The organism is Pseudoalteromonas rubra, assembly GCF_005887115.1.
Lineage (GTDB): Bacteria > Pseudomonadota > Gammaproteobacteria > Enterobacterales > Alteromonadaceae > Pseudoalteromonas > Pseudoalteromonas rubra_F.
In genome coordinates this window covers 150,693-158,233 of record NZ_PNCJ01000027.1, presented here as the reverse complement: position 1 = coordinate 158,233, position 7,541 = coordinate 150,693, and the positions used below count along the sequence as shown (strand labels likewise).

At 48.6% G+C, this 7,541-nt stretch carries 7 protein-coding genes and 4 tRNA genes; 3 read left to right on the top strand and 8 right to left on the bottom strand.

Annotated features, from left to right (window positions below):
- Positions 1-163 precede the first annotated feature (163 nt).
- The 7 genes from CWB98_RS17595 to murB form a co-directional block, all read right to left on the bottom strand.
- A tRNA-Thr gene (locus CWB98_RS17595) sits at positions 164-239 on the bottom strand.
- 12 nt (positions 240-251) lie between these two features.
- Positions 252-326 (bottom strand) — tRNA-Gly (locus CWB98_RS17590).
- A 44-nt stretch (positions 327-370) separates the two neighbouring features.
- Positions 371-455: transfer RNA gene (locus CWB98_RS17585), tRNA-Tyr, on the bottom strand.
- Positions 456-496: 41 nt separating this feature from the next.
- Positions 497-572, bottom strand: a tRNA-Thr gene (locus CWB98_RS17580).
- Between the two features lie 128 nt (positions 573-700).
- Positions 701-1,399: a type III pantothenate kinase gene (locus CWB98_RS17575; protein WP_138546045.1), complete on the bottom strand. Its 699-nt coding sequence runs from the start codon at positions 1,397-1,399 to the stop codon at positions 701-703.
- Complete coding sequence (gene birA, locus CWB98_RS17570; RefSeq protein WP_138546044.1) at positions 1,396-2,391, bottom strand: bifunctional biotin--[acetyl-CoA-carboxylase] ligase/biotin operon repressor BirA; 996 nt, start codon at positions 2,389-2,391, stop codon at positions 1,396-1,398. The genes CWB98_RS17575 and birA overlap by 4 nt, the downstream gene beginning before the upstream one ends.
- Entirely contained in the window at positions 2,384-3,397 is a 1,014-nt protein-coding gene (gene murB, locus CWB98_RS17565; protein WP_138546043.1) for a UDP-N-acetylmuramate dehydrogenase, read from the bottom strand. The genes birA and murB overlap by 8 nt, the downstream gene beginning before the upstream one ends.
- 130 nt (positions 3,398-3,527) lie before the next feature.
- Here murB and CWB98_RS17560 point away from each other — a divergent pair, with 130 nt between their 5' ends.
- On the top strand, positions 3,528-5,375 hold the full coding sequence (locus CWB98_RS17560; RefSeq protein ID WP_138546042.1) for a M1 family metallopeptidase: 1,848 nt from the start codon (positions 3,528-3,530) through the stop codon (positions 5,373-5,375).
- Positions 5,376-5,417: 42 nt separating this feature from the next.
- On the opposite strand, the gene CWB98_RS17555 is transcribed toward CWB98_RS17560, so the two are convergent.
- Positions 5,418-6,023 (bottom strand): DUF2057 domain-containing protein, encoded by a 606-nt coding sequence (locus CWB98_RS17555; protein ID WP_138546041.1) that lies wholly within the window; start codon positions 6,021-6,023, stop codon positions 5,418-5,420.
- 217 nt (positions 6,024-6,240) lie between these two features.
- On the opposite strand from CWB98_RS17555, the gene CWB98_RS17550 reads away from it, so the two are divergent.
- Positions 6,241-6,612 carry a histidine triad nucleotide-binding protein gene (locus tag CWB98_RS17550; protein ID WP_138546040.1) on the top strand — a complete coding sequence of 124 codons (372 nt, stop codon included), beginning with the start codon at positions 6,241-6,243 and terminating at the stop codon, positions 6,610-6,612.
- 227 nt (positions 6,613-6,839) lie between these two features.
- On the top strand, positions 6,840-7,496 hold the full coding sequence (locus CWB98_RS17545; protein ID WP_054016069.1) for a helix-turn-helix transcriptional regulator: 657 nt from the start codon (positions 6,840-6,842) through the stop codon (positions 7,494-7,496).
- Positions 7,497-7,541: the final 45 nt, after the last annotated feature.

Below are 7,541 nucleotides of genomic sequence, written 5' to 3'. Positions count from 1 at the left end.
TTCAAACTTTTCTTTTGCCATGACGGAACCTATAAGTTTTGTGTATCTAGATTACATATAAAAATAATCCACGCGCAACAACGGCGGCAGACTAAAATTATTAAGTACAATTATAAATGTTTTTATGACAAATCAAAGGAAGTATTTAGGAAGATCCGAAGACTGGTGCTGATAGGCAGATTTGAACTGCCGACCTCACCCTTACCAAGGGTGCGCTCTACCAACTGAGCTATATCAGCACACCAGAAAACTGGAGCGGGCAGCGGGAATCGAACCCGCATCATCAGCTTGGAAGGCTGAGGTAATAGCCATTATACGATGCCCGCTTTAGGAACCTGTTCTTAACTACCTCTAACCGTCAAGAATAAAGTGGTGGAGGGGGCTGGATTCGAACCAGCGAAGGCAGTGCCGTCAGATTTACAGTCTGATCCCTTTGGCCGCTCGGGAACCCCTCCACGTCAAAAAATTCTTGTCTAAAGCGTTGCTGTTTAAAAACTGGTGCCGACTATCCGAGTCGAACGGATGACCTACTGATTACAAGTCAGTTGCTCTACCAACTGAGCTAAGTCGGCACTGCTTTAGTACGGGGCGAGATATTAGAGGAATGACCGGGACTATGCAACACCCAAAGTAAAAAAAATCACAGATAATTGTTTAAATGGTCACATTTACAGCAAAAACTTGTATTGCAGGCAAATTATTATGCAAACTGCTGATATTTACGCCAGTACATCAGGCCTTGCAGCACTAAAATGTCGTTGTAGACACAAGGACGCGTTAAATGCTGTTGCATTAATTCGCCATACCCGCCTGCACAAACAATCAGGGGGTTGTCGTCAGACTGACCCAAATAATATTCCAGTGCGCCTAAGGTTGCGACAAGTGCGCCATTTTTGACCGCGTTCGGCGTATTGGTACCCAGCTCTGGCAAAAATAAGCTGGTGTCATCACTGAAGACTTTCTGGGTATTGCTGACCAAGCTGCTGATCATCATATCCAGACCAGGCAAGATCCAGCCGCCCAAGTGTTGTCCGGCTTGATTCAGCACATCAATTTTGCTGGCGGTGCCACAATCGAGTATCACGCAGCTTTGTTGCGGATAAAGATGATAACAGGCCACCACCGTCAGCCAGCGATCGATCCCCAGATTCTCAAATTGCGGATAAGCGCAGGTTAGCCCGCCCAATGTTGCACTGGTCTTAGCCTGATAATGTGGAATCGCCAGTTGCTGCGCACGCGCAATCAGTGGCGCCACCAACTCTCCCTTGCCCACCTGCGCAATCAGCACTTCTTCTATCTCTGACCAGGGAATATCTGCCTCAGCGACTAAAGTGATAACGTCCCCTGCCAGCGTTGCCGTTTTCAGTGCCGTGTTGCCCACATCTACCAGCAGTTTCATAATGCTTCCTTACGTACTGAGATTTCGCCGCCGTAATAGGTTTTTAGTTCACCATCCTGACGCAGCACCAGCCCACCTTGCGGGTCTATGCCTTCACAAATACCCCGCCATTGTTTTTGACCTGTGGTTAAAGTCACGGCCTGCCCACGATGCACATTCAGTGCATTCCATTGCTCTGTCATCACACTCAGTCCGTGTCGCTGGTATATCTCCAAACGCTTTTGCAGACACAAAGTCAGCACAGCCACCAGCTGATTTTTATTTACCGCATTAACGTGCTGGCTCAGATCCGTCCAGGCCTGATCGATTTGTCCGGCGGCGCTCTGTGGCATAGCCACATTGAGACCAATACCAATCACCAGATGACAAGGACCTTCAACCTGACCGTCCAGCTCAACCAAAATGCCCGCCAGCTTTTGTTCATTCAGATACACATCGTTTGGCCACTTCAACTGCACATCCAAATCAAACAAGGCGTCAAGCGCATCATGTACCGCCAGCCCGACGGCAATCGACAACCCCATAGCAGCCTGCATACCTTCATCCAGCTGCCAGTAACAGCTGTAGTATAAGTTGGCACCAAATGGAGACTGCCACTGACGACCTCGTCGACCTCTCCCGGCCTGCTGCATTTCTGCAACCAGCACTTGCCCCTTGGGAATAGACTGATGGGCCTGAATACGGCGCATCAGTTCGCTATTGGTCGAATCAATAATAGAATGCACTTCAATCTGACACGGCCCCTCGCTGAGTTTGTCCCAGCTCTGACGGATTTCGGCCTCATCTAATAAAGGCAGGCTGTTGTTAAGGCGATAGCCTTTACCCGTCACTTTAAAAATATCGATGCCCATGTGCTGCAAAGATTTAATGTGTTTAGACACCGCAGCACGACTGATCCCAAGCTGCTCACCGAGCACTTGTCCGGACACAAACTCGCCGCTTCTCAGGGCATGTAAAATGGCCAGCTTATTGCCATCGGGTGCTTTAACCATAGTGCGCTTCCTGTATTGTAATTTCACCCTGTGGGCCTATCAGCCTGACCTCATGTTCCAGCACAATGTCAAACTGAATGAGTATAGTGCGCTGAATATGGCTGATCACCGCCTTAAGGTCCTCACCACTACTGCTGCCTTCATTGACCAGCACCAGGGCCTGACGCTCATACACTCTGATTCCACCCTGTTGATAGCCTTTGAGCCCGGCACATTCAATGAGCCAGCCAGCGGCCAGCTTGCAATGCTGCGCATCGACCGGATAACTGGGCATATCGGGATAACGATTAGCTAAGGCGTCGGCTTGCGCTTTGTCGACCACCGGATTCTTAAAAAAGCTCCCTGCGTTTGCCAGCACCTGAGGATCCGGCAGTTTGCTGCGCCGGGTTGCCATGACGTGTTCAGCAACCGCCTGTGGGGTCACCGTCTCGTGGCAGAGTATTTTTAGCGGGCCATAACTCAGCACAGGCTGCCACTGCTTAGGTAGATGCAGAGTCACTTCAGTAATGATAAAACGATCTTTCAGCGCATGTTTAAACACAGAATCGCGATAGCCAAGCTCACAGGCCGCTTTATCTAAGGTTTGCATGGTGCGACTGGTAATATCAAAGCCCGTCACCTGATACAACACATCGGCCAGCTCCACGCCATAAGCGCCGATATTCTGGATCGGGGCTGCACCCAGAGTGCCCGGGATCAAGACTAAATTCTCCAGTCCGCCAATCCCTTGTGCCAGCAGATGCATTACCAGTGTGTGCCAGGACTCACCCGCAGCGGCGCGTACAACATAATGATTGGCTTGCTCTTCGATTGCCACGCCACGATTGACCATTTGGATCACTGTGCCCGCATAATCGCTCAGGAACACACTGTTACTGCCCTCACCTAAAATATAAAATGGCGTACTAAAATCGTGGTCGTAAAGCTGCGCCGGATCCGTTACACGCAGCAAGGTGCTGCATGACGCCGGTAGCGAGAATGTGTGTAATGACTGCAAAGAATGCACGCCCAAACCCTGTAACAAATGCAAAATTGCCGCTAGTGTAGCCTATCCTTGGCTTTGGCGCATCAAGGTGTCATTTTGGCACTTAAGTGGTATAACAACGGCTCTACTCACATCATGAGCAAGGATAATAATGAAACTTTCTGCCCTAACCTTTGGTCTTGCCTTAGCAGGCTTGTCACATACCGCCCTGAGTGCTCAGGCGGTGGACGAACACACCTATGCCAACCTCAACGACGTGATCAGTACACACCTTCACCTGGATCTGGATGTCGACTTTGCAGACAAACAGCTGGAAGGTTTTGTGGAACACACGCTGGCATGGCAAAACAAACAAGCCAGAACCCTGGTGCTGGACACCCGTGACCTTGAAATAGACAAAGTGATGTATCAGGGCAGCAACGGCAAATGGTATCCTGCCTCTTTCACCCTTGCTCAACGCGATGATGTGAAAGGCGCCAAACTGACTATCCGCTTTAAGCAACAAGCCAAAAAAGCCCGCATTTACTATAACAGCTTGCCACAGGCTTCCGGTCTGCAATGGCTGACGCCAGAGCAAACCGCCAGCAAGTCGCACCCTTTTATGTACAGTCAGTCTCAGGCTATCCATGCCCGCAGCTGGATCCCCGTCCAGGACACCCCGGCGATGCGTGTGACCTATTCCGCCCGTGTTAATACACCCAAAGATGTGCGTGCCGTCATGAGTGCCGACAACAGTGGCGCGTTAATCAAAGATGGCGACTATTGGTTTGATATGCCGCAGGCCATCCCGCCTTATCTCATCGCTATCGGCGCTGGCAACCTCGAATACAAAGAGATGTCACACCAAACCGCCATTTTTGCCGAGCCACAGATATTAGATGCCTCTGTTGCTGAGTTTAATGACACTCAGGCGATGATAGATAAAACCAATGCCATGTACGGCGAATATGCCTGGGGACGTTATGACTTACTGATGTTGCCGCCGAGCTTTCCGTTTGGTGGCATGGAGAACCCGCGTTTATCCTTTATTACCCCAACTGTGGTTGCTGGTGACAAAAGCCTGGTTAACCTGATAGCCCATGAGCTGGCGCATTCCTGGTCGGGCAACCTGGTCACCAATGCCACCTGGGAAGACCTGTGGCTGAACGAAGGTTTTACCTCCTATGTCGAAAACCGCATTATGGAAGAGGTGTTTGGTCGTGAGCGCGCGGTCATGGAACAAGCACTGGATACCGCCCGATTACGTACCGTAGTCAAAGAATTACCGGCACCGGATACGCGCCTGAATCTGCGCCTCAATGGTCGCGATCCGGACGATGCATTCAGCACAATTCCTTACACTAAAGGTCAGCTGTTCCTGATCTACCTGGAAGAAAAGTTTGGCCGTAACGTGTTTGACGCCTTTGTGAAAGGCTACTTTGACGCCTACGCGTTTAAATCGCTGACCACCGCCGAGTTTGTGCAATATATAGAAAAACACCTCATCAACAAACACCCTGGCATTGTCAGCATGGATAAGGTTAATGAGTGGATCCACCAACCGGGATTACCGGCTGATGCACCGAATCCGACCTCAGATGCATTTGATAAAGTCGATGCTGCGACGAAGGCCTGGTTAGCTGGCAACAGCACGCTTAGTACCATTCCCACCGCCAGCTGGACGGTGCATGAGTGGTTGCACTTTATCAATAACCTGCCGCGCGACCTGGAACAGGATAAAATGACTGCGCTCGACCAGGCGTTTGGGCTGACCAATTCAACCAATGCCGAGCTGGCCTTTGCCTGGTTTATGCTGGCTGTCGGTAATGGCTATGACGCAATCTACCCTGCACTTGATAAGCACCTGACCGGGATTGGCCGCCGTAAGCTGATTGTCCGCTTATACAAGTCACTGGTTGCCAATGGCAAACGCGACTGGGCATATCAGGTTTATCAAAATGCTCGCCCGGGTTACCACCCATTGGCACAGGGCACCATAGATGCGATTTTCGCCAAGTAATACCTACCAAGAGCCGCACACTTCGCGACTATCAGTACAGTCTCACTGAGGCTGTACTTTTTTCAAAAATGCCGCTTTTTGAGCTGGACTAGCCTGTTGCCACCAAAACTCTAGCATTGCCGCTGCATCTGGCTTTGCAGGTTGAGGAGCTATGGCTTGCGTTGCGACAGCCTCTGTTACTGGAGGTACAGGTCGCGCTACCGCAGGAGCAACCTCTGGCACTGGTACAGTCTGGATCTTTAACTGCTGTGCAAGTGTTTTGACCGGTGAGCGAGTGCCATCTGGTGCCGTTAACCAAAGCTGGGGCTGTTTGGCAAACCGCTTAGCGGCTTTGAGCGTGTCAGCCCGTGTAAACCCGACGTGATAACTTCCCTGCTCACTCACCTCAACCGTGACCCAAAAAGGCTTAGACTCAATTACTTCGTGGTCGTCATAACCGACTTCATACAAGTCCGTATACTTAACCCGGATCTGATGCATCCCTTGCGAAAGCGTCAATTCTCTTACTTTGTTAAAAAAAGAATGCTCTATCTCCTGCTGCCCCACCTGTAACGGCAGGAGTTCTTCCGGAAAATGCAATTGCGCCGCCAAAACACGCCCACATAACAGGCTGACGCACAGAAAGTAAAAAATGCGTATTTTCTTCATAATTCCTCTTTATTTTGTTGTTAATGTGGCTGACACTTAGCTGTGAACCTAAAATAGCCACAGAGTAATTAAGCGTCCTGTTCGGACTAAAACACTCACCAGCCGGAGATTAGTATCCGCTTGTCGAGTGACTAAACTCTGAACAACACTTTTCGCTTGTATCTTACTCTTTGCACGCTATGCTGATCAGCTAAACTTTCGTATACAAGGAAAAATAATGAGCCAAGAAACAATTTTTACCAAGATAATTAATCGGGAAATTCCCGCCGATATCCTGTATGAAGATGAGTTGGCCCTGGCGTTTAAGGACATCAATCCGCAAGCTCCCTTTCATGTTCTGGTGATCCCAAAAACACCGATCGCCACCATGAATGACATTAATGAAGAAAATGCACACCTGGTTGGGCATTTGTATCTGGTAGCAGCTAAACTTGCTAAAGAGCACGGCTTTGCAGACGACGGCTATCGTGCGGTTATGAACTGTAATAATGATGGCGGTCAAACGGTTTACCACATTCATTTGCATGTACTTGCGGGAAAAGAAATGGGCTGGCCCCCATACCAGGATAAGAAAAAAGTAGTAGGCTAAATTATTCTTTGTTAATGAATGTAATTTACTAACATATTAGCAAAAACAAAAATAACAACATAAATATCAAAGCCTTAGATTCAACCCTAAGGCTTTAATCCGACAACAAGATCAGAAATGCCACAATATATAGCAGAACAATCTATTTATTGATGATATTTCTAATACAAAAGGTCTGAGTCCCGTGATAGCATTGCGTAATCAGACAGAATGAGAGTGTTTTCCACATGAGCAGTACTGCATTTTTATTGCTAGACAAAGAACCTATTAACACCATAGGCGTCAATGTATTACAACCATTACTGAAAACTCAGGGGTTGGACGTAATCACTGGGACCGATATTTCAGAAGTACCAGAGAACACTCGTTTACTCTTCATTGAAACGGCTGTTAATGATGCCTGGGGCAAGTTAAAAGAGCAGCTTGTCAATCTCAAGGTCAGTTGCGACATTGTGTTATTTAATCTCGATGAAAATCCTGAGCTGGCCAACCGCGCCTTGCTTAGTGGTATCCGTGGTGTCTTCTATACTACGGATAATGCGGATGTACTGATGAAAGGGATCCGCCTGCTGATGGAAGATCAGCTATGGTATCGTCGAGAGATCATGTGTAATGCACTGAACCGCATGCTGCAGTTTAACAAAGATGCACTACACAAACTGACAGAAGGTGATATTGAGCCGGTTAAACTCACCAAGCGTGAAAAGGCCATCATTACCTTAATGAGTAAAGGGTCAAAGAACAAAGAAATTGCGGAAGATCTGAACATCAGCCCGCATACGGTGAAAACTCACCTGTACAGTGCGTTCAGAAAAACCAAATGCCGAAACCGGATTGAATTATTGTCCTGGGCGCAACAAAATATCCCAGACGAAATCCGCTAGTTTACGTCTCATTGTGAATGTGCCGATGCTAACTCGGCACAGTTT

Coding starts and splice junctions, on each gene's coding strand:
- birA (WP_138546044.1), bottom strand. CDS start 2,391: ATGGTTAAAGCACCCGATGGCAATAAGCTGGCCATTTTACATGCCCTG.
- CWB98_RS17545 (WP_054016069.1), top strand. CDS start 6,840: ATGAGCAGTACTGCATTTTTATTGCTAGACAAAGAACCTATTAACACC.
- CWB98_RS17555 (WP_138546041.1), bottom strand. CDS start 6,023: ATGAAGAAAATACGCATTTTTTACTTTCTGTGCGTCAGCCTGTTATGT.
- CWB98_RS17560 (WP_138546042.1), top strand. CDS start 3,528: ATGAAACTTTCTGCCCTAACCTTTGGTCTTGCCTTAGCAGGCTTGTCA.
- CWB98_RS17550 (WP_138546040.1), top strand. CDS start 6,241: ATGAGCCAAGAAACAATTTTTACCAAGATAATTAATCGGGAAATTCCC.
- CWB98_RS17575 (WP_138546045.1), bottom strand. CDS start 1,399: ATGAAACTGCTGGTAGATGTGGGCAACACGGCACTGAAAACGGCAACG.